This is a genomic window from Janthinobacterium sp. JF4 (assembly GCF_059617925.1).
Map to the genome: position 1 here is coordinate 39810 of NZ_JCAQAV010000006.1, position 19541 is coordinate 59350.

At 65.0% G+C, this 19541-nt stretch carries 20 protein-coding genes; 5 read left to right on the top strand and 15 right to left on the bottom strand.

What is annotated here, in order from left to right; all coding sequences use genetic code 11:
* Nucleotides 1-74: 74 nt before the first annotated feature.
* Nucleotides 75-518: a DUF192 domain-containing protein gene (locus AC54AF_RS08165; protein ID WP_496636145.1), complete on the top strand. Its 444-nt coding sequence runs from the start codon at nt 75-77 to the stop codon at nt 516-518.
* Between the two features lie 167 nt (nt 519-685).
* On the opposite strand, the gene rpsT is transcribed toward AC54AF_RS08165, so the two are convergent.
* Entirely contained in the window at nt 686-952 is a 267-nt protein-coding gene (rpsT, locus tag AC54AF_RS08170; RefSeq protein WP_010395935.1) for a 30S ribosomal protein S20, read from the bottom strand.
* Nucleotides 953-1260: 308 nt separating this feature from the next.
* Between rpsT and murJ the strand changes: the two genes are divergently transcribed.
* Nucleotides 1261-2808, top strand: a complete 1548-nt coding sequence (murJ, locus tag AC54AF_RS08175) for a murein biosynthesis integral membrane protein MurJ (RefSeq protein WP_496636146.1) — start codon at nt 1261-1263, stop codon at nt 2806-2808.
* Nucleotides 2809-2996: 188 nt separating this feature from the next.
* Here the strand turns inward: murJ and AC54AF_RS08180 are convergent, their stop codons facing one another.
* The 12 genes from AC54AF_RS08180 to gspG all read right to left on the bottom strand — a co-directional run bounded on the left by AC54AF_RS08180 (nt 2997) and on the right by gspG (nt 13130).
* Complete coding sequence (locus AC54AF_RS08180) at nt 2997-3494, bottom strand: FxDxF family PEP-CTERM protein (RefSeq protein WP_496636147.1); 498 nt, start codon at nt 3492-3494, stop codon at nt 2997-2999.
* Between the two features lie 240 nt (nt 3495-3734).
* On the bottom strand, nt 3735-4385 hold the full coding sequence (locus AC54AF_RS08185; RefSeq protein WP_496636148.1) for a type II secretion system protein: 651 nt from the start codon (nt 4383-4385) through the stop codon (nt 3735-3737).
* A gap of 5 nt (nt 4386-4390) precedes the next feature.
* Entirely contained in the window at nt 4391-4783 is a 393-nt protein-coding gene (locus tag AC54AF_RS08190; RefSeq protein WP_496636149.1) for a type II secretion system protein, read from the bottom strand.
* A gap of 3 nt (nt 4784-4786) precedes the next feature.
* Nucleotides 4787-5278 carry a type II secretion system protein gene (locus tag AC54AF_RS08195; RefSeq protein WP_496636150.1) on the bottom strand — a complete coding sequence of 164 codons (492 nt, stop codon included), beginning with the start codon at nt 5276-5278 and terminating at the stop codon, nt 4787-4789.
* On the bottom strand, nt 5275-7299 hold the full coding sequence (locus AC54AF_RS08200; RefSeq protein WP_496636256.1) for a secretin GspD/PilQ domain-containing protein: 2025 nt from the start codon (nt 7297-7299) through the stop codon (nt 5275-5277). The genes AC54AF_RS08195 and AC54AF_RS08200 overlap by 4 nt, the downstream gene beginning before the upstream one ends.
* A complete protein-coding gene (locus tag AC54AF_RS08205) occupies nt 7299-7820 on the bottom strand; it encodes a hypothetical protein (protein WP_496636151.1) in 522 nt (173 codons plus the stop codon). The genes AC54AF_RS08200 and AC54AF_RS08205 overlap by 1 nt, the downstream gene beginning before the upstream one ends.
* The gene (locus AC54AF_RS08210) at nt 7817-8389 is read right to left on the bottom strand and encodes a hypothetical protein (RefSeq protein ID WP_496636152.1); all 573 of its coding nucleotides are present in this window, start codon (nt 8387-8389) and stop codon (nt 7817-7819) included. The genes AC54AF_RS08205 and AC54AF_RS08210 overlap by 4 nt, the downstream gene beginning before the upstream one ends.
* Nucleotides 8386-8934, bottom strand: a complete 549-nt coding sequence (locus tag AC54AF_RS08215; RefSeq protein WP_496636153.1) for a ubiquitin family protein — start codon at nt 8932-8934, stop codon at nt 8386-8388. The genes AC54AF_RS08210 and AC54AF_RS08215 overlap by 4 nt, the downstream gene beginning before the upstream one ends.
* Nucleotides 8931-9749 carry a hypothetical protein gene (locus AC54AF_RS08220; protein WP_496636154.1) on the bottom strand — a complete coding sequence of 273 codons (819 nt, stop codon included), beginning with the start codon at nt 9747-9749 and terminating at the stop codon, nt 8931-8933. Before AC54AF_RS08220 ends, AC54AF_RS08215 begins: the two co-directional genes overlap by 4 nt.
* Entirely contained in the window at nt 9742-11448 is a 1707-nt protein-coding gene (locus AC54AF_RS08225; protein WP_496636155.1) for a GspE/PulE family protein, read from the bottom strand. Before AC54AF_RS08225 ends, AC54AF_RS08220 begins: the two co-directional genes overlap by 8 nt.
* Nucleotides 11445-12650, bottom strand: coding sequence for a type II secretion system F family protein (locus AC54AF_RS08230; protein WP_496636156.1), 1206 nt, complete (start codon nt 12648-12650; stop codon nt 11445-11447). The genes AC54AF_RS08225 and AC54AF_RS08230 overlap by 4 nt, the downstream gene beginning before the upstream one ends.
* A gap of 36 nt (nt 12651-12686) precedes the next feature.
* Nucleotides 12687-13130 carry a type II secretion system major pseudopilin GspG gene (gene gspG, locus AC54AF_RS08235; RefSeq protein ID WP_034782166.1) on the bottom strand — a complete coding sequence of 148 codons (444 nt, stop codon included), beginning with the start codon at nt 13128-13130 and terminating at the stop codon, nt 12687-12689.
* A gap of 463 nt (nt 13131-13593) precedes the next feature.
* Between gspG and AC54AF_RS08240 the strand changes: the two genes are divergently transcribed.
* From AC54AF_RS08240 to AC54AF_RS08250, 3 genes are all read left to right on the top strand, one after another.
* Nucleotides 13594-14352 (top strand): NF038120 family PEP-CTERM protein, encoded by a 759-nt coding sequence (locus AC54AF_RS08240; RefSeq protein ID WP_131687017.1) that lies wholly within the window; start codon nt 13594-13596, stop codon nt 14350-14352.
* A 44-nt stretch (nt 14353-14396) separates the two neighbouring features.
* Nucleotides 14397-17549: a S8 family peptidase gene (locus AC54AF_RS08245; RefSeq protein ID WP_496636157.1), complete on the top strand. Its 3153-nt coding sequence runs from the start codon at nt 14397-14399 to the stop codon at nt 17547-17549.
* A gap of 116 nt (nt 17550-17665) precedes the next feature.
* Nucleotides 17666-18073, top strand: a complete 408-nt coding sequence (locus AC54AF_RS08250) for a protease inhibitor I9 family protein (protein WP_496636158.1) — start codon at nt 17666-17668, stop codon at nt 18071-18073.
* Here the strand turns inward: AC54AF_RS08250 and AC54AF_RS08255 are convergent.
* The gene (locus tag AC54AF_RS08255; RefSeq protein ID WP_496636159.1) at nt 18070-18741 is read right to left on the bottom strand and encodes a LuxR C-terminal-related transcriptional regulator; all 672 of its coding nucleotides are present in this window, start codon (nt 18739-18741) and stop codon (nt 18070-18072) included. The two genes, AC54AF_RS08250 and AC54AF_RS08255, sit on opposite strands and share 4 nt — an antisense overlap.
* The gene (locus tag AC54AF_RS08260; protein ID WP_496636160.1) at nt 18738-19466 is read right to left on the bottom strand and encodes a winged helix-turn-helix domain-containing protein; all 729 of its coding nucleotides are present in this window, start codon (nt 19464-19466) and stop codon (nt 18738-18740) included. The genes AC54AF_RS08255 and AC54AF_RS08260 overlap by 4 nt, the downstream gene beginning before the upstream one ends.
* Between the last annotated feature and the right edge of the window lie 75 nt (nt 19467-19541).

Sequence of the window (19541 nt, forward strand, 5' to 3'; positions counted from 1 at the left end):
CGGCCAGGCAGCACGCTTGACCAGGCGGCCGCCAGCATGGCTTAATCGCCGCTTCGCAGCCACCGTCCCGCCCCATGAAAAACTCCCTACGCCGTCTCAGCCTGTCGATCGCCCTGCTGGCGTACGCCAGCATTGCCCAAGCGCAAACAAAGAGCGTGCAACTGTCGGCCGGCATGCATTTGATCCAGGCGGAAGTGGCCGCCACGGAAGCGCAGCGCGAACAGGGTTTGATGTACCGTGAAAAGATGCCGGCCAATGCGGGCATGCTGTTCGTCTTTGGCCATCCGTCCACGCAATGCATGTGGATGAAGGACACGCCGCTGCCCCTGTCGGTGGCCTTTATCGATGCCGGCGGCAAGATCGTCAACATCGCAGACATGCAGCCGCACACGCTCGACAGCCATTGCTCCACGAAGAGCGTGCCCGTGCGCTATGCGCTGGAAATGCACCTGGGCTGGTTCAAGCAAAGGAATATCAAGCCGGGCATGAACATCGGCAACTTGCCGGCGGCGCGCTAGGCAATTGCGGCTGGCCGCTAGCGGCCGAGGCCGCAAAAACCGCACAAAAAAGGTGAAAAAAACGCGAAAAAACCCGCCAGAACGAATCTGCGGGTTTTTGCTTTTCAACCAGTGCCAGCGTACCGGCACAGACAAGACCACCGTGGTGGCTTGCCTGCTGGCGAATATTAAGCGGACAGTGCTTTCAAAGCGGCTGCCAGACGGCTCTTATGGCGAGCTGCCTTGTTTTTGTGGATGATCTTCTTGTCAGCGATACGGTCGATGGTCGACACGGATGCTTGGAAGATTGCAGCAGCAGCTGCCTTGTCGCCGCCCTGGATCGCTTTGCGAGCAGCTTTGATAGCCGTGCGCAAGGTCGAACGTTGGGACGAATTGTGTGCGTTTTGCTTAACTGCTTGACGAGCGCGTTTGCGCGCTTGTGCGGTATTTGCCATGGAATTTCCTAAAACAGGGTCAAAGTGCGTTTGCAAACATTAGTGTTTGCCAACCGGTGCGTTCTGTGCGTCTGCCGAACCATGTGTGCCAAACCAGTGCCTGTCAAACATTAGTGTCTGCGTAACAGAATTCTGTACAGCCTTCGATTATAGCGATATTTTCAAGCGGGGGCAAATCAAAAAACCGTGTATCACGTCAAAAACACCTGAAAATGGGGCTGGCAAGGGCGAATCGGCCGCGCTTGTTACCCACTTGTTACCATATTTTAAGCGTTTAACGGTACCGCACCCGGCTATAATCTGGCCCCATGAACTTGCTTAAAACCCTCGCCGCCATTTCCAGCATGACCATGCTGTCCCGTGTAACCGGATTATTGCGCGAAAGCCTGTTCGCGCGCGCCTTTGGCGCCGGCGCCTACACGGACGCCTTCATTGTTGCCTTCCGCATCCCCAATCTGTTGCGCCGCCTGTTTGCCGAAGGCGCGTTCTCGCAAGCCTTCGTGCCGATCTTGTCTGAATACAAGAACCAGCATGGCCAGGAAGCGAGCAAGCAACTGGCCGACCACGTGGCCACCACCCTCGTCTGGGCCACCTTGCTCGTGTCCGCCATCGGCATCGTCGGCGCACCCTGGTTCGTGTATGTGATCGCCACGGGCCTGTCCAAGGATCCGGGCGCTTTTGACGCGGCCGTGTGGATGACGCGCTTGATGTTCCCTTATATTACCTGCATGTCCTTCGTGGCCCTGGCGGGCGGCATCTTGAACACCTGGCGCGAATTCAAGATTCCCGCGTTCACGCCAGTGCTGCTGAACCTGTCGTTCATCGCCGCCTCGCTGTTCCTCGCGCCCCATCTGGAACAGCCGATCTACGCCATGGCCATTGCCGTGTTCGCCGGCGGCTTGCTGCAGGTGGCGATCCAGGTTCCCGCGCTGATCAAGATCGGCATGCTGCCGCGCCTGTCGCTCAATCCCGCCATCGGCCTGTCCGACGGCGGCGTGCGCCGCGTGCTGAAAAAGATGGGGCCGGCCGTGTTCGCCGTCTCGGCAGCGCAGATCAGCCTGATGATCAACACCAGCATCGCCTCGCGCCTGGCCGAGGGCAGCATTTCCTGGCTGTCGTACGCGGACCGCCTGATGGAGTTCCCCACCGCCATGCTGGGCGTGGCCCTGGGCACCATCTTGCTGCCCAGCCTGTCGAAGGCGAACGTGGATGGCGACAAGACGGAATACTCGGCCTTGCTGGACTGGGGCTTGCGTTTGACCTTCCTGCTGGCCCTGCCCGCCGCCGTCGGCATGGCAACCCTGGCCACGCCGCTGATCGCCACGCTATTCCATTACGGCAAGTTCACGGCAGAATCCGTGACCATGTCGACGCAGCCGCTGGTGGCCTACAGCCTGGGCCTGATCGGCATCATCCTCGTGAAAACCCTGGCGCCCGCCTTCTATGCGCGCCAGGATATCCGCACGCCCGTGAAAATCGCCATCGGCGTGCTGATCGCCACACAGCTGATGAATTTGCTGTTCGTGCCCTACATCGCCGTGGCCGGTCTGGCCCTGTCGATCGGCCTGGGCGCCTGCCTGAACGCCAGCTTCCTGTACTGGGGCTTGCGCAAGCGCGGCATCTACCAGCCGAAACCGGGCTGGGCCAAGTTCTTCCTGCGCCTGCTGCCGGCACTCATCGTGATGGGCGGCGTAGCGTATGTTGGCGCCATGCGCATCGACTGGATCGCCATGCAAGCCCACCCGCTGTTGCGGGCCGGCGCGCTGGCCCTGGTGGTGGCCCTGTGCGGCGTGGCGTACTTTGCCACCCTCTTCTTAGTTGGCTTCCGCTTCCGCGATTTCAAGCGCCACGCTTGACAAGCTGTGCAGGACGTTGTTGCCTGCGTCTCGCCGTACTGGCTGGCGTACTGTCTTCGACTTGGCGCCTAGTCCTGCGCAGCTTGTCCATATTGTGCCGGACGTGGTTGCCTGCGTGGCGCCTTGCGCAGATGACCCAGACGAAAAAAAACCCGCCGCAGCGGGTTTTTTTTCGTTGCGGCGAAAGCTTAGGCAGCTTTTTGGGCGCGACGACGTGCGGCGAAACCGACCAGCGCCAGGCCACCCAGCAGCATGCCATAGGTTTCTGGTTCTGGTACTGGCAGGGCCGACACGGAACCCAGGTAGGCGGCGTTTTTCAGACCCGTCAGGCCCGTCACATGCACCGTGTACGAACCGGCGGCCAGCTGGCCATCCCAGCTCAGGCTCTGGATACCAGCGGCGCTGGTGTTGGTCAGGTTGCCGTAACCCAGCAGCGTGGCCGAGAAATCCTTGATCGCGCCTTCGACCACGGAGAACGTTTGCAGTGCGCCAAACGACGTCGACGATGGCGTGACCAGCTTGAAGGTCCAGAAATCATCGACCGCGCTGTTCGCGGCAAACTTGGTGGTGATGGCCGACAGGGTATCGGAACCGGTCGGGTCCAGGATACCCAGGTCGTACGTTGCTGCCGACGCGCTGAACGATGCTGCTGCCAGAATGCCTGCAGCGATAAATTTCAATTTCATAGTTTATCCCTTAAAAAGTAATTTATGGCTGCAATGCGCAGGCCACCAATAGTTTCAGTACCGAAAGTACTAAGCAGGATAGTAGCATAATTGCATTGAATTACTTATAAATATTTTATTGAAGTTTCATCTAAGATAACTATTTTCAAAATGAACTATTTGCCACTATCTATGAATTTCTGCAGAAAAATAGTTACCGGCGCATACATCTATTTTTCCCATGTTTAACGGTGAAAACGCCTATTCGGCAGTGTTTTCACCGGGACTTTGCGGTTCAGGCTGTTCAATTGGCTCTGGTGGCGCCTGTTCTTGCGATGGAGCAACAGGGCGGGAAAACAACGGTGGCGCCGGCAAGGCGGGCATGATGCCGGCCTCATCAATCGCCGGCACGGTTGCCGGTCCCGCAGACGGCACGGGTGACACCCGTGCATCGACCATGAAACGCCATTCCGAGAAATGCGCCTTGCCTTCGAAGCCGGCAAACCGGGCCTCGAAATTGCCAACTTTTAATGGCGCCGCCTGCGACAGGCTGTGCACGCCGATGATGCCCTGGCTGCCCGGCTGGTACAGCAAACCCCACTCGGCGCGTCCCGTGATGGGGTCCACATACAGCTTGCGCAAATGGCGGCGCACTTGCGGAAAACGGGGGTCGCGCAGCAGGGCGGCCAGGGTCGGCGGCTGTTGCGGCTGGCCGGGCGGCGTGGCGGCCGCATAGCTGTACAAGGCGTCGGAAAATTGCGCGCCGATGTCGAGCAATTCCTGCTCGGCCGCCTGGCGCTGCAGCAGGGAGCCCATCTTCAGCCCGGCCGCCCCCACCAGGCCCAGGATGGCCACCAGGATGATCAGGCCCAGATAGGTAAAACCGCGCTGGCGGCGCGCAGGACGGTGCATCGCCGCTACCAGTCAGCGAATGGCGTGCCGCTGCGGTCCTTGCCGGGCGCGCCGCTTTTCACGTCATACACCTGGCCCGGCGTGTCGTCGGGCGGCGGCACGATGAGCCAGCTGCTGTCGCTTTCCGTGATGGGGTCAATGGGCATGGCGCGCAGGTATTTCTTTTCCACCAGTTGCTCCAGAGAGTCGGGATAGCGTCCCGTATCGCCGTGGAACTGGTCGATGGTCGTGCGCAGGTTGCGCAGGTTATCCGCCAGCACGGTTTCCTTCGCCTTGTCGAGGCTGGGAAAATAGCGGGGCACGGCCAGGGTCAGCAGCAGCGCCACGATGCCGAGCACCACCAGCAACTCGATCAGGGTAAAGCCGCGCGCGCGGCATGGAGCGTTTTCAGCGGTCATGGGTCACCATAGACGGTAAGGCACGTTGTTCAAGCCCGTCTTGCCGGACGTGCAATACACATCATAGACATCGTCGCCCTCGCGCGGCTCGGCCGCTTCGCTGGCATAGCTGCGCTTGCCCCAGGTTTGCGCATCGCTCAGGCCAGCGTCCGCGTTGAACGGGTCGCGCGGCACGCGGCGCAGGAAAAACAGCTTGCTGCGCTTCGGGTTGCGCTGGTCCGGCACGCCCTCGACCAGCAGTTCCAGGCTTTTCGGATAACCGCTGGCGTCCGGCGCGCGCACAATGCGGCCCTCGTCGCCGGCCCGTTTATAGGCGTCGAGCCCCTGTCGGATCTCGCGCAGCGCGCGCCGCAATTCCTGCTCCTGGCGCCGCTGCACCGTCACCTGCGTGACCGGGATCACCAGGGTGGCCAGCACGCCCAGGATGGCCAGGGTCACCAGCAGCTCGATCAGGGTGAAGCCGCCCCGCCCACCCTGCGCGTGCGCCAGTCTCATTTGACGGGCGGCGGCGGCGCCACCGGCACCGGCTGGCTCGACGACAGCGGCAAGGGCGCCGCCTGCAGCGGCACGGGCTGGCCCGCCGATATCGGCAACGGCGACGCGGCCGGCTCTGGCGACGGCGCCACTGCCGGCGCGGGCACGCTTTGCGGCAAGGCCGGTGGCACCTGGGGCGGCGTCATCATCGGCTGCGCCGGCGCCGGCTGCATGCCGACGGCCGACGGGCCGGAACGCACGATCAGCGTGCCCGGCATCTGCGTGGGCGCCTTGGCCGCCATGTCGGGACGGCGGCGGAAGCTACCCTCGGTGCCGGCCGAGAATTCCGAGTCCTTCGCTTCCGGACGCTGCACCGTGCGCACCAGGTGCGGCGTGATCGACAACACGATTTCCGTCTTCTGGCTGTCGTCCTTGCTGCTGCCGAACAGGCGTCCCAGCACGGGAATGTCGCCCAGGCCCGGCACCTTGTTGCCCGAGCTGCGCTCCTCATTGTTGATCAGGCCAGCCAGCACCTGGTTTTCACCATCCTTCAGTTGCAGCATGGTCGACGCCTGGCGCGTGCCGATCTGGTACAGGGTCGAGCCGCTGCGGGTGGTGGTGGCCGCGCCCAGGTTGCTCACTTCGAGCGAGATGCGGATGCCCACCTCATTGTTCAAATAGATGGTCGGTTCGGCATTCACCGTCAAGCCCACGTCCAGGTAGCTGATGGACTCGGAAGCGAAGCCGCCCGTGCCCGGCGAAATGGTGGTGGTCACCACGGGCACCCTGTCGCCGATGACGAACTTCGCCTTTTCCCGGTTGCGCACGCGGATGCGCGGGTTGGCCAGAATGTTCGCATCGCCGTCTGTCTTCTTGGCGTTCGCCGTCACGGACAGGTCGCTCACGCCGATGGTGCGCTGGTTCAGGTTATTCAGGTCACTGATGGTCAGCCCCGCGCCGCCCGAGGTGGAAAGCGGCGTCAGGGTCAGGCTCGATGGCCAGACCACGCCCAGTTCCATCAGACGGCTGCGCTTGACTTCGAGGATTTCCAGTTCCAGCACCACCTCCGCCTCCGGCACGTCCTGCAGCGCGATCAGGCGCTCGGCCAGGCGGATCGCCTCGGGCGTGTCGCGCACGATGACGAGGTTGAGTTTTTCATCGGCCACCACGTCGCGCGTCTTCAAGATGGTCTTGAGCGTGTTGGCCACCTGCTTGGCGTCCGCGTTCGCCAGGAAGAAGGTTTTTACCAGCACTTCCTGATATTCCTTCAATTTCGCCGCCACGTTCGGGTAGATCAAAATCGTGTTCGCATCCATCACCTGCTGCTCCAGCTGGTTCGTCACCAGCAGGAAATACACGGCCGATTCCACCGTGCTGTTTTTCAGGAAGATCGACGTTTTCGCGTCCGCCTTGACGTCCTTGTCGAAGACGAAATTGAGGCCGGAACGGCGCGCGATCAGCTCGAACACCTGTTTTAATGGCGCGTCGCGAAACTCGATCGTGATCGGCTGCTTGTACGACCTGGCCAGACCCGACTCGACCACGGGCGGCGCCGTTTTCTCATCGACCTCGCGCAGCAGCGCGCGCGCGCCGGTGTGATTCGGCTGCTCCGTGAGGATGGCGTTCAAGCGCTGGCGCGCCGGGTCGTAGCGCTTGGCCTCGATATCTTTCTGCGCTTCGGCCAGCAGCTTGCCCTGGCGCTGCTCGCGCTCGAGCGCCCGCAAGCCGCTGTTGGCCCGTTCGTTCTGCGCATCGATTTCCAGCACGCTCAGAAAGCCCGCGCGCGCCAGGTCGCCCTGCCCCGCCTGCGCCTGGCGCTCGGCCTGCTGCAAGCGGCTGCTGGTGGCCCGTTCGCGCGCCTGCAGATAGGCGCTGCGGTATTGCGCATTGCCGGGGTCTTGCTGCAGCGCTTCCTGCAGTTTTTGCAGGCCGGCAGGCACCTGGTCTTGCGCAATCAGCTCGCGCCCGTCGCGGTAGGCCTGCTGCCCTGCGCAGCCGGTCAGCAGCAAGAGCAGCAGCGCCGATGAAAAGGAACGAGACATCACTCGGAAACTCCAATGTTGAGCTGCTGAACCTGGTTCAACGGCAGATAAGTGAGCGTCATGACGGGCGGCGCGATCGTCACGACCTTGTAGGCGCCATCGATGACGGTATTGGCGCGCACGATATACGTCTTGTCGGCGCGCGACAAAAACACTTCCCACGCGCCGTCGGCGGCCGCCTTGCCCAGGTAGACGAAGGGCAGCGGCGGCGCCATCGGCGGGGGCGGCGGGGGCGCGGCCGTCACCGCCATTTTCGGCGGCGGCGGGTTCCAGTTCTGGCTCTGGAAGACGCCATCGGCACCGCCAAAGGTCTCGCCCTCCTCGCCCGCCACTTCGCTGCGCGGCAGCAGGGCAAGGATGGCCGGCTGCGCGGCCGGCGCCTTGGCGGTGGCATGGCGCGCGGGCGCGACGGCCCGCTCGACCGCTTCGGCCACGTCGGCCACGGGCTGGCGCTCGCCGAACAGCAGCAAGGCACCCGCGCCCAGCACGCCGGCCAGCAGCAGATAGTGACGCGGCGTCATGGTGCCTCTCCCGCATCGCCAGGCGTATCGGTCAGATAGAACGTCAGGCGCAAGCGCGCTTCGAGTTGCGTATCGGCGATCTGCTCGCGGCGAAAACTCAGTTCGTCGAGCGAGGCGAAGGGGACTGCGCGCAGCGCTTGCAGCGCGAACTGCCACACGGCCGCATAACTGCCCTTCAGCGGCAAGGTCACCTGCCAGGTGGCGACCCTGCTGGCCTTGTCGTAGCCGCTCTTGTATTCGCCCTGCGCCAGCAGCAAACCATTTTTCGCGGCCAGGTCGAACAGCTGCTTGACTTGCTGCTCCGCGTGGCGCTGCTGTCCCAGGACGGCATAAAAGCGCGCCAGGTTCTCGCTGGCTGTCGCCGGCGGCGCCGCGATGGCGACGGCCAGCGATGGCTGCGGCAAGGGCCGCGCTTCCAGCTGCGCCGCTGCGGCCCGCTGCTGCCAGGCCCAGACCCAGGCGGCCGCGCCCAGCAAGAGCAAGACCACGGCCAGGCAGGCGGGTGCGCCCAAGCGGCGCAACAGCAGTTGCGCGCGCAGGCGCACGATGGCGAGGTCAATGGCCATCATGGCGCGCCCCAGCGCGCTTCGAGCTGAAAGCGCAAGGGTTTGTTCGGATCGAGCGCGTTGATTTCATGACGCAGCAGCTGCACGCGGGTGCCGAACAGCTCCTGCTGCTTCAATTGCGCGATGTAGGCGACCATGGCATCGCTGCCGGTGGTCTCGGCCGTGATCTTCAGCACGCGCTTGCGCGCATCCGGTTCCAGCGCCAGCAGCGCGATGGCGGGCGGCGTGGCGCTGGCCAGCGCATCCTGCAGGTCGCGCCACGGCAGGTTCAATTGCAGGATGGCCGCATTCACGTCCGCCGCCTGCGCGGGTGCGATGGGCGCCTGCGGTACAGTCGCCGGTCCCTGCATGGCCGCCATCACGCGCTGCTGCGCCAGATGCCAGCGTGCCTCGCTTGCCTGCTGTCGCTGCAGCGCGGCGCTACCGCTGTACGCCGCCGTGACGGTCAGCGCCACGCCCAGCGCGCCGATGCACCACGCCCACGCAGGCACGCGGTGCAGGCTGCGGCGCCAGTTTGGCGGCGCGAAATCGATATCGAGGCGCGTCATGCCACGCCTCCGCTGCGGGCCAGCCAGGCGGCCGCAGACAAGGCGCCGTCCCCGTCCGGCGCGGAAAAAATCTGGCAGTGAAACGCTGCCGCCGGCGCCAGCCAGAGCGCTGGCGGCGCGCCGCACAGCTGCAACAGCGCTGGCGCAGACACGCCTTGCAGCAGCGCCTCGCGCGCCAGCGTCTGCAGCAGCCAATCCAGGCCTGCGCCCGGCGGCACGGGCAGCGCGCGCACGGCGCGCAAATGACCATCGTGCCGCACGCCCAGGGTCAAGGTATTCTCCTGCAGCTGGCCAAACCAGGCGCCCGGCTTTAACGCGCCGTGCCAGCGGTTCCAGTGGCGCGCAAACTGCGGCGTAATGAAAATCAGGGCCAGCTTGCGTGCGGCGGCCACGCGCGTCAGCTGCGCCAGCAGCGCGCGGGGCACGGCGCAGAAAAACGGCGCGCGCGCATCCCAGGCGCTGCTGCTGTGCCACAGGCCCGGCGTATCGCCATACAGCGACTGGAAGCGCAGCGCGGCGGCCGCCTCGATGTCGGCCAGGCGCGCGGCGCCTTGCGGCAGGTCCACCTGCCACAGGCGCGCCAGGGCATCGTCAAGCACCACGGACAGGGGCCAGCCCGCGTATTCATCCACCGGCAGCAGCTGTTCCAATGCCTGTCCCAGGGCGGCAAAGTCGCCATGCGGCGTGTCGTCCGGCGCATACGCGGCTTCGCCCAGCGGCGCCCAGGCGGGCGCGCGCCAGCGACTGCTGCACCACAGGCTCACCTTGCCCGCCGCCACGCCCAGGCGCAATCCTTGTCCAAAACCTCTACGCATGCAGGGTGACCCTCTTGATTTCCGTGATGGTGGTGGCGCCCCGCTTGACCAGTTCCAGCGCCGCCAGGCGCAGGCTGCGCGTGCCGTTCGCATACGCTGCCGCCTTGATCTGGCGGATCGGTTTCTTGTCGACGATCAGTTCGCGGATTTCATCGGTCAGCACAAGAATCTCGGCGATCGAGCGGCGCCCCTTGTAGCCCGTGCCGCGGCAGTCGCCGCAACCCTTGCCCTGCTTGAATTGATATTGCGCCACGTCGGCACGCACCAGCCCCACGCTGGCCAGTTCACCATCGTCGGGCGTGTAGTCGGTGGCGCAATGGGGGCAATTGGTGCGGATCAGCCGTTGCGCCCAGATGCCGTTCAGGGCCGAGACGAAGGCATACGGATCGATGCCCATGTGGGTAAAACGGCCGAAGACGTCGAAGACATTATTCGCGTGCACGGTGGTGAGCACCAGGTGGCCCGTGAGCGCCGACTGCACGGCGATTTCCGCCGTCTCGCGGTCGCGGATCTCGCCCACCATGATCTTGTCGGGGTCGTGGCGCAGGATCGAGCGCAAGCCCTTGGCGAAGGTCAGCCCCTTCTTTTCATTCACGGGGATTTGCAGAATGCCGGGCAGCTGGTATTCGACCGGGTCTTCGATGGTGATGATCTTTTCGCGCCCGTTGTGGATTTCCGTCAGCGCCGCATACAGGGTCGTCGTCTTGCCCGAACCCGTGGGGCCGGTGACGAGCAGCATACCGTAGGCTTCCTGCGCCAGCGCGCGCAAGGCTTGCAGCGATGGCGCGTCAAAGCCCAGCGCTTCGAGCGTCAGGGCGCCGTACGCCTCGATCATCGCGCGCTTGTCGAGGATGCGGATGACGGCATCCTCGCCATGGATGCTGGGCATGATGGAGACGCGCAAATCGATTTCGCGTCCGCCCGATTCGACGCGGAAGCTGCCGTCCTGCGGCACGCGGCGCTCGGCAATATCGAGTTCGGCCAGCACTTTCAGGCGCGAGATGATGTGTTCGGCCACTTCGATGCCGTTGACGGCCGTGGCGTGATCGAGCACGCCGTCGACGCGGTACTTGACGGCCAGGCCGCCGGCCGTGCTTTCCAGGTGGATGTCGGAAGCACCGGCCTTCAGCGCGTCATACAAGGTCGAGTTGACCAGCTTGACGGCGGGGCTGGCCGCTTCCGATACGCTGGCGAACGACAGCACGGCGGCCGTCTTGCCGTCGCGCCGCGCGTCGGTGGCGGCGCCGGGCAGCAGGCTGTCGACGGCGCGCGCCGATTCTTCCTGCTTCGACAGGTAGGCGCCGATGTCGGCCTGCAGCGCCAGGCGCACGTTCAAGGCGCCCTGCCCCGCGCGCGCGCTCAGCCAGGTTTGCAGGTCGAGATCGAACGGGTCTGCAATCACGCCCACCAGCTGGCCGTCGGCGGCGCGCAGCAGCACGCTGTGGCGCGCCAGCGCCTGCGACAGCGGCAGTACATCGAAGGCGGGAGACAACGCCAGCATGTCGGCCGTTTCCAGCACCTCCAGGCCGAACGGGCGCGCCAGTGCGCGCACCACGGCGCGCGCCTCGATGCCGCTCAGCTGCTGCAATTCCTCGACCAGGCTGCGCTTCGATTGCCGGCTCAGGATGCGCGCGCGCTGCAGCAGCGCAGCGTCGATGGCCACGGTGGGCACGGTGGATTCGGCAACGGTCTGCATCATGAAAGATCGCCGGCAAGGTCAAAGATGGGCATGTACAGCAGGATCACGATGGCGCCCACGACCAGGCCGATGGCGGCCATCAGCAAGGGTTCGAAAGTGCGCGTAAAACGATCGATCCAGCGGCTGATTTCACCGTCATAAAAGGCGGCCGACTGCGTCAGCATGGGCCCCATGTCGCCCGTGCGCTCGCCCACGCGCAGCATGCGCAGGGAAATCGGCGTCGTCAATTGATGCTGCTCGAAGGCGGACGACAGGGGCTGGCCCGCCTCGATGGCGCCGCGCGCCTGCTGCAAGGACGCTTGCATGCCCGGCGACACCATCGCCTGCACGGTCGTAATGGCTTGCACGATGGTGATGCCGCCTTCGGCCAGCATGCCCAGGGTCAGGTACAGGCGCGACAGTTCATAGATGCGCACGCGCTCGCCGATGCCGGGCAGTTTCGCCAGCAAGCGCGCCACGCCGCCATGGCGCAGCACGCGCCGCACGGCCATGAACACCGCGCTGCCGGCGAGCGCCAGCCCCAGCAACAGCAGCACGCCGTGTTCGGTGACGAACTGGCCCCAGCTGAGCATGACTTGCGACATCCACGGCAGGTTGCGCCCGGCGCCCTGGTAGACCTCGGCGAAACGGGGCACCACATAGCTGATCAGGAAGGCGCTGACGCCGCCGCCCACGGCCAGCAGGATGGCGGGATAGATGGCGGCGCTGACGATCTTGCCGCGCACCGTATCGATGCGCTGCTGGTAGTCGATGTAGCGCGACAGCGCGCGCGGCAAGTCGCTCGTGCCTTCGGCCGCCTTGACGATGCCGATATACAGGGGGGGAAACAGTTCCGCCTGCTCTGCCAGCACGGCGGAAAAGCGCTTGCCTTCACGCAAGCCTTCCAGCAGGCGCGTGAGCACGCTGCGCGTGGCCGGCGATGCTTCCTTTTCCAGCAAGGCTTCCAGCGCTTCGACGATGCCCAGGCCCGCTTGCAGCAGCGCCAGCAATTCCTGGCTGAACAGCAGCAGGGGCAAGGCCCGCGCCCGCTGGCGCCCGGCCGCGCTGAACGGCGTGGCCCGCACGGGGCGGATGGCGCTGACAAACAGGCCCCGTGCCTCGGCCTGGCGGCGCGCGTCGGCTTCGTCGCGGCCGTCGATCACGCACGTCTGCAAGGTAGCGACGGCCTGGTCCGTGGAAAGCGCGCGTACTTCGAACTGCATGATGGCTTATCCGTAGGAAAAAGAATGACGCTGGCGTTATTGCGAGCTGATGTCGGCGTTCTCGCCGCTGCCGCCCGGCTGGCCATCCTTGCCCATCGAGACGATGTCATATTCGCCCTTGCTGCCGGGCGCGCGGTATTGGTAGGCGTGACCCCACGGATCGAGCGGCACGGCTTTTTTCAGGTAGGGGCCATTCCAGCGCGTGCCGGCGGCGGGCGGCGCGGCCAGCAGCGCGGCCAAACCCTCTTCCGTCGTAGGGTAGCGTCCCACGTCGAGGCGGTAGGTGTCGAGCGATTTTTCAAACGCCTCGATCTGCGCCTTGGCCACCGTCACTTCCGATTTGCCCAGCTGGGCGAAATACTTGGGGCCGACATACGCCGCCAGCAAGCCGATGATCACGATGACGACCAGCAATTCGAGCAAGGTAAAGCCGCGCGCATGGCGCGTTGCCGCAAGGTTCTGCCTGTGTGCTGCATGCATCCGGTCACTCCTTATTACCTACCTTCAATACATTGCGTCGCTGCGCGCGGCGGATGGCCACGCACAGGCGACACGCGCTTGCCTGATGCTTACCAGCCTACCATGCCGGTTATGGTTAATACAATCTTTTCTTTGTACTGTGAACAACAAATCACCGAGGAAACGATCTGGCGCAAGAAAGGAACGGTATGCGCTTGCACTCTTCGCGCACGTGTCAGGAATCAACTATTTTCGCGTAGGAAACCTGTAACTATCGGTATTCAAGTCATAGTATTACGTGAACTTTATTCATTCATTATTTGTAACTTTCAAATTAAATTTGAAAGAATATCGAACAATGGAATTGCCTATTTTGCTATAGTAAAAATCAATTTTCTGCGTATCGGTCTTGTCCGGCCACGCAGGAAAGAGCCTCCAAGACGCAAAACATATTGCATCCTACATAATCACCAAGGGAAAATTCATGACTCGTATTGTGCATTCGAAGGCAGCTTCCGCAGCAAGTCCCTTCTCCGCCAAGCAGTGGACCGGTGCCGCCATCCTGGCCCTGTCCGCCGCCTGGGCCCCCGCCGCCATCGCGGACGTGATCAACTTTGATAACTTGGATAGCCAGTTCGTCGGCCACGGCGACTCCCTGGAATTCGGCAAATTCCTGCTGACGGGCGCCTCGAATGTGGCCGGCGCCAATTATGGCGACCTGGTCGGCGCCGTGTTCGATGGCACGGATCCAGCTGCCTGCGGCATGGCGTGCCCGACCAACAATACGAGCAATTACTATGCCTCGCTCAACGACGGCATCGTCTACCTCGATCCACTGAACCCGGGCGGCAGCGTCAGCCTGCAGGGTTTCGACGCCAGCTTCATCGGCTACGCCCAGGGCGTCACCTATCCGGCGGTAGCCGGCCTGCTGCGCGTGCAAGGTTTCTACGCCAACGGCTCGTCCATCTATGAAACCTACCAGCTGGGCGGCCCCATCGGAGGCAACTTCCAGTTCCAACGCTACAACACCAGCGCCAGCTTCGGCAGCCAGCAATTCGCCTCGCTGGCCTTCTTCGGTTTCACCTGCAATACGGCCGGTAGCTGCAACGCCTTCAGCACCAACAAGGGCCAGTTTGCGCTCGACAATATCGTCGCCTCGGTACCGGAGCCATCGACCTACGCGATGCTGCTGCTGGGTCTGGCAAGCATCGGTTTCGCAGCGCGCCGCCGCCAGCAAGCCTGATTTTTCCCCTTTTGATTCCCGCTACCGTCACCAGGAAACCCTACATGACATTCCGTCCCGCCTTGCGTCCCATTTCGCTCGCCGTGCTGAGCCTGTTTGCCAGCCTGAGCTTCCAGGCCCACGCCGATGACCTGCGCCGCCCTTACATCGTGCAGCTGACCGATAAACCGATCGCTTCCTACGCCGGCTCGGTGGAAGGCCTGGGCGCGACCCAGCCTGCCCCCGGCGGCCGCCTCGACCTGGCCAGCGCGCAAGTGCAGCTGTACGGCGACTACCTCGAGCAGAAACAGGCACGGGTACAAGCGCTCGTTGCCGCCGCGCCCGTGCAATACCAGTACAAGATCGTCCTCAACGGTTTTTCCGCCCTGCTGACCGATGCCGAAGTACGCCAGTTGCAGGCGAGCGGCGACGTGGCCAGCATCGCCCCCGACGAGCCGCGCACCCTGCAAACGAACTACACGCCCACCTTCCTGGGGCTGGACCAGCCGGGCGGCCTGTGGAGCCAGCTGGGCGGCAAGCAGCATGCGGGCGAAGACATCATCATCGGCATCGTCGATGGCGGCGTGTGGCCGGAAAACCTGTCGTACGCGGACAAGGTCGACGCCAACGGCGTCCCGACCTTCGACCCGAACGCCACCCTGGCATACGGCGCCGCGCCGGCTGCCTGGAAAGGCAGCTGCCAGGCGGGCGAAGGCTTTACGCAAGACCACTGCAACAACAAGCTGCTCGGCGCGCAATACTTCAACGCCGTGCGCCTGACCGAGACGGACAAGATCCAGCACTGGAGCGAATTCACCTCGCCGCGCGATTCCGTTGGCGACCCCAGCGGTGAAGGCGGCCACGGCACGCACACCTCGTCCACCGCGGGCGGTAATGCGGGCGTGCCCGTCACGGTCAGCGGCTCGCCGCTGGGCGCGATTTCCGGCGTGGCGCCGCGCGCCCGCCTGTCCGTCTACAAGGTGTGCTGGTCCTACAACCTGGCGACCCAGCCCACCGGCGCGAAAAACGGCTGCTACGGCGGCGACAGCGTGGCGGCGATCGAAAAGGCCGTGCAGGATGGCGTACACGTGATCAACTACTCGATCAGCGGCGGCGGCAGCGTCAACGACCCGGTCGAGCAAGCGTTCCTGCATGCCTCGAATGCCGGCGTCTTCGTTGCCGCGTCCGCCGGCAATGCGGGACCGGCAAATACCGTGGCCCACGTCAGCCCGTGGATCACCACGGTGGCTGCCTCGACGCACAACCGCGCCAACCAGGCCACCGTGACCTTGGGCAATGGCGCCAAGTACACGGGCGCCTCGCTCAACTACAACCCGCTGCCAGCCACCACCCTGATCCGCGCGCAAGACGCGGGCCTGCCCGGCGCCGATGCGCAAAAACTGGCCCTGTGCTACCGCGCCGGCGACAACGGCGGCGTGGCCCTGCTGGACCCGGCCAAGGTGGCCGGCAAGGTCGTCAGCTGCCTGCGCGGCACCACGGCGCGCACCGACAAGGGCGTCGCCGTGCTGGAAGCGGGCGGCGCCGGCATGGTGCTGGTCGACACGGGCATCGGCCTGGTATCCGACCCGCACGTGCTGCCGGCCGTGCACGTGAGCGCCGCCGACGGCGCGCTGATCAACGCCCAGGCGCAAACGGGCGCGGCCACGGCGGCCATCTCGCGCTTCGTCACCAATGGCAACGGCCCTGCCGCGCCCGTGGTGGCCGACTTCTCGTCGCGCGGCCCGAACCTGTACGACGCCAACCTGCTCAAGCCCGACGTCACGGCGCCTGGCGTGGACATCCTGGCCGGCGGCTCGCCTGCCCTGTCGCGCACCCAGCGCGATGCCGTGCAGGATGGCAACCTGGTGCCGGCGCAAGCCTACATCTTCTTGCAAGGCACCTCGATGGCCAGCCCGCACGTGGCCGGCCTGGCCGCCCTGCTGCGCCAGCAGCATCCTGACTGGAGCCCGGCCGCCATCAAGTCGGCCCTGATGACCACCGGCAGCACCACCCTGCCCGACATCCAGGCCGGCGACGCGCGCGGCGTCCTGCCATGGGGCCAGGGCGCCGGCCACGTGACGCCGAACAAGGCGACCGATCCGGGCCTCGTGTACGACACCAACCTGCTTGACTACAAGAAATACATGTGCGGCGTCGGCATGACGGCCGAATGCGCGGGCGGCACCCTGGCCGGCTACAACCTGAACATGCCGTCCATCACCATCGGCAACGTGCTGGGCACGCAAACGGTGACGCGCCGCGTCACCAACGTGGGCAGCAGCAGCGCCACCTACACGGCCAGCGCCTCGCTCAGCGGCTACAGCGTGACGGTGGCGCCTGCCACCCTGGCGCTGGCCCCCGGCGAAACCAAGTCCTTCACCGTCACCCTGACGCGCACCACGGCGCCGGACAACGCCTGGCAGTATGGCGCCCTCGTGTGGAGTGACGGCGTGCACACGGTACGCAGCCCCGTCACAGCCCGCTCGGGCCGCGCGGTGCAGTCGCCGGCACTGCTGCGGGCCGACAAGGTCAGCGGCTTGCGTTCGCTGACCCTGTCCACCGGCTTTGCCGGCAAGGTAGGCGCCGCGACGGGCGGCCTGAAGGAGGTGGCGCGCAGCGAGCACACCATCAGCCAGGCAGCGCCGGGCAGCGTCGACACGCTGGAGCAAATGGCCGCCGCCTGCAAGGCGGGCGGCAGCGGCGTGCGCGTGGTCAATGTCAGCATTCCGGCCAGCACGGTCGTGGCGCGCTTCGAAACGTTTGACCGCGACACCAGCGAAGGCGCCGGCAATGACCTCGACTTGCTGTTGCTCAACAGTGCCGGCGCGACTGTCGCCACTTCGGCCACGGCAGGCTCGAACGAAGCGATCAGCGTGACCACCCCGGCGGCGGGCAGCTACAAGGTGTGCGTGATCGGCTACGAGCTGGCGAATGGCGCGTCGACCGGCTTCGGCCTGTCGTCGGCCGTCGTCACGACAGCCGACAAGGGCGGCAACCTGAAAGCCACACTGCCCAGCAAGGTGTATGTGGGCGGCAGCGCCACGGCCGGCGTCAGCTGGTCGGGTCTGGAAACGGGCAAGCGCTACCTGGGCGGCGTAGTCTTCCTTGATGGCAACAACGCGGCGGCGTCCACCACCGTGCTGTCGGTGGAAACCAACAGCCCGTTGCCGCTGGCCGTCCCCAGCCTGCGCAACGTGAGAGCGGACGCCAAGCTGTAACGGCATCGCTCCAGGCGGTAACACGGCGCGCCCTGCGGGGCGCGTTTTTTATGCGCGACGCGCGTACAATCGGCGCATGAAAGGCTGGTCGTCCGCCACGCGCCAAAGGAGCTTGCATGTCCGTATTTCGCCTCAGCATGGCCATCCTGGCCGGCATCACCGGCCTCCATGCGCTGCCTGTCGCGGCGCAGGCCGCCGCGCCGCGCCTACCCTATCTGGTGCAATTACGCGCCCCGCCGCTGGCCTCGCAGGCGGACGGCGTGCATGGGCTCGATACAAAGAGCGACGCCGCGCGGCGCTACACGGCCCGGCTGGAAGTGCAGCAGCGCGCCGTGCTGGCGCTGGTGCCGGACGCTACCGTGCAGTACCGCTACACGGTGACCTTCAACGGCTTTGCCGCCATGCTGACAGCAGCCGAAGTGGCGCGTCTGCAAGCGAGCCCGGACGTGCTCAAGGTGTCGCCCAGCACCGTCGAACACACGCAAGAGGGGGGCGGCGATGGCAGGATGCGGGACCAGCGCTAATGGCCGAGCAGGCGTAGCGCGATGCCGCGCGACACGGCCTGCGTGCGGTTGCTCACGCCAAGCAATTTGTAGATGCGCTGCAAATGGCTTTTCACGGTGGCGCCGCTGATGCCGAGGATTTGCCCCACCTCGTCATTGCTCTTCCCCTCGCGCACCCAATGCAGCACTTCCAGTTCGCGTGCACTGGCTGCGCGCGTGGCGCCCGGACCGGCCAGGGGCGCACGCCCGCTGCCCTGCAGCGCCAGCCAGTGCACGTGCAGATACGGCAGCAACAATTCCAGCGCGTAGGCCTGGCGCGCCGCGTCCACGCTCCCCATGGCGAACAGGGCAAAAAAGCTGCCGCCGGCCTGCCCCACGCTGCCATGTACCAGCACGCCATCGATGACGCCCGCCCTTTGGCCGCCCGCGCGCCAGGCCAGCGCCAGGCGCGCCAGTTGGCCGTGGCGCTCGCGCAGCTGCGCGTGATCGGGCACGATACTGTGCCACGCTTCGCTGCGCAGCACGGCCCCGTCGGCGCCCAGCTGCGCGCACATCAAGATGTCGTGCGGCAACAACGTTTGCAGCGGCCCCTGGCTCCACAGGAAGAAATCGCCCGACACGGCGATACCATGCGCGCCGAGGATGGCGTGCAGCAGGTATTCCTGTTCCCGCCCCGTCAGCAGCATCATGCGCACACGGCCGCGTTGGCGGCATCGGCGGCCAGGTAGCGGTAGCCGCTGCCGCGCACGGTTTCGATGCGGTGGCCGCAGCCGCCCGGCAGCAAAGCTTGCCGCAAGCGTCCCACGTGGGTATCGACCGTGCGTTCGTCGAGATACACGGCATGGCCCCACACCTGGTCCAGCAGTTGCGCGCGGCTATGCACCGTGCCCGGATGATCCATGAGGAAATGCAGCAGCTTGAATTCCACGCGCCCCAGGTTGACGGGTACGCTGCCGGCCGTCACGCGCTGGGTACGCGGATCGAGCCGCAAGGCGGTAGTGCCAGCCGTGCTTGAGCCTGAGCCTGCGCGCAAGGCCGATGGCGCGCGCCGGCGCAGTAACGCATGCACGCGGGCCAGCATTTCACGGGGACCGACGGGCTTGCACAGGTAATCGTCGGCACCGCTTTCCAGCGCCAGCACCTTGTCCTGTTCGCTGTCGCGCGCACTGGCCATAATGATGGGCAAGTCGCACAGCAGCGCATCGTGGCGCATCTGGCGCAGCAGCGCGATACCGGACGCATCCGGCAGCTCCCATTCCAGCAGCAGCATGTCGGGCGGATCGGCCGCCAGCAGCGCCAGCGCGCCACGCGCGTCCAGGGCACAACTGACCCGGTAGCCGGCGCCCGCGAGGTTATGCGCCAGCAGCGCCTGCATTGCGGGTGCAGGGTCCAGCACCAGAATATGGCCAGGCATCGATGCATCTCCCGAAAAAAGTTGGCGGCAGTCCAGGAAAAACTAGACTGCCCGACAATTTTTTACTATGCATCA

Bases quoted from the DNA above. Each gene is read 5' to 3' on its own strand.
- AC54AF_RS08165 (WP_496636145.1), top strand. From the start codon at position 75: ATGAAAAACTCCCTACGCCGTCTCAGCCTGTCGATCGCCCTGCTGGCG.
- rpsT (WP_010395935.1), bottom strand. From the start codon at position 952: ATGGCAAATACCGCACAAGCGCGCAAACGCGCTCGTCAAGCAGTTAAG.
- murJ (WP_496636146.1), top strand. From the start codon at position 1,261: ATGAACTTGCTTAAAACCCTCGCCGCCATTTCCAGCATGACCATGCTG.
- AC54AF_RS08180 (WP_496636147.1), bottom strand. From the start codon at position 3,494: ATGAAATTGAAATTTATCGCTGCAGGCATTCTGGCAGCAGCATCGTTC.
- AC54AF_RS08185 (WP_496636148.1), bottom strand. From the start codon at position 4,385: ATGCACCGTCCTGCGCGCCGCCAGCGCGGTTTTACCTATCTGGGCCTG.
- AC54AF_RS08190 (WP_496636149.1), bottom strand. From the start codon at position 4,783: ATGACCGCTGAAAACGCTCCATGCCGCGCGCGCGGCTTTACCCTGATC.
- AC54AF_RS08195 (WP_496636150.1), bottom strand. From the start codon at position 5,278: ATGAGACTGGCGCACGCGCAGGGTGGGCGGGGCGGCTTCACCCTGATC.
- AC54AF_RS08200 (WP_496636256.1), bottom strand. From the start codon at position 7,299: ATGTCTCGTTCCTTTTCATCGGCGCTGCTGCTCTTGCTGCTGACCGGC.
- AC54AF_RS08205 (WP_496636151.1), bottom strand. From the start codon at position 7,820: ATGACGCCGCGTCACTATCTGCTGCTGGCCGGCGTGCTGGGCGCGGGT.
- AC54AF_RS08210 (WP_496636152.1), bottom strand. From the start codon at position 8,389: ATGATGGCCATTGACCTCGCCATCGTGCGCCTGCGCGCGCAACTGCTG.
- AC54AF_RS08215 (WP_496636153.1), bottom strand. From the start codon at position 8,934: ATGACGCGCCTCGATATCGATTTCGCGCCGCCAAACTGGCGCCGCAGC.
- AC54AF_RS08220 (WP_496636154.1), bottom strand. From the start codon at position 9,749: ATGCGTAGAGGTTTTGGACAAGGATTGCGCCTGGGCGTGGCGGCGGGC.
- AC54AF_RS08225 (WP_496636155.1), bottom strand. From the start codon at position 11,448: ATGATGCAGACCGTTGCCGAATCCACCGTGCCCACCGTGGCCATCGAC.
- AC54AF_RS08230 (WP_496636156.1), bottom strand. From the start codon at position 12,650: ATGCAGTTCGAAGTACGCGCGCTTTCCACGGACCAGGCCGTCGCTACC.
- gspG (WP_034782166.1), bottom strand. From the start codon at position 13,130: ATGCATGCAGCACACAGGCAGAACCTTGCGGCAACGCGCCATGCGCGC.
- AC54AF_RS08240 (WP_131687017.1), top strand. From the start codon at position 13,594: ATGACTCGTATTGTGCATTCGAAGGCAGCTTCCGCAGCAAGTCCCTTC.
- AC54AF_RS08245 (WP_496636157.1), top strand. From the start codon at position 14,397: ATGACATTCCGTCCCGCCTTGCGTCCCATTTCGCTCGCCGTGCTGAGC.
- AC54AF_RS08250 (WP_496636158.1), top strand. From the start codon at position 17,666: ATGTCCGTATTTCGCCTCAGCATGGCCATCCTGGCCGGCATCACCGGC.
- AC54AF_RS08255 (WP_496636159.1), bottom strand. From the start codon at position 18,741: ATGATGCTGCTGACGGGGCGGGAACAGGAATACCTGCTGCACGCCATC.
- AC54AF_RS08260 (WP_496636160.1), bottom strand. From the start codon at position 19,466: ATGCCTGGCCATATTCTGGTGCTGGACCCTGCACCCGCAATGCAGGCG.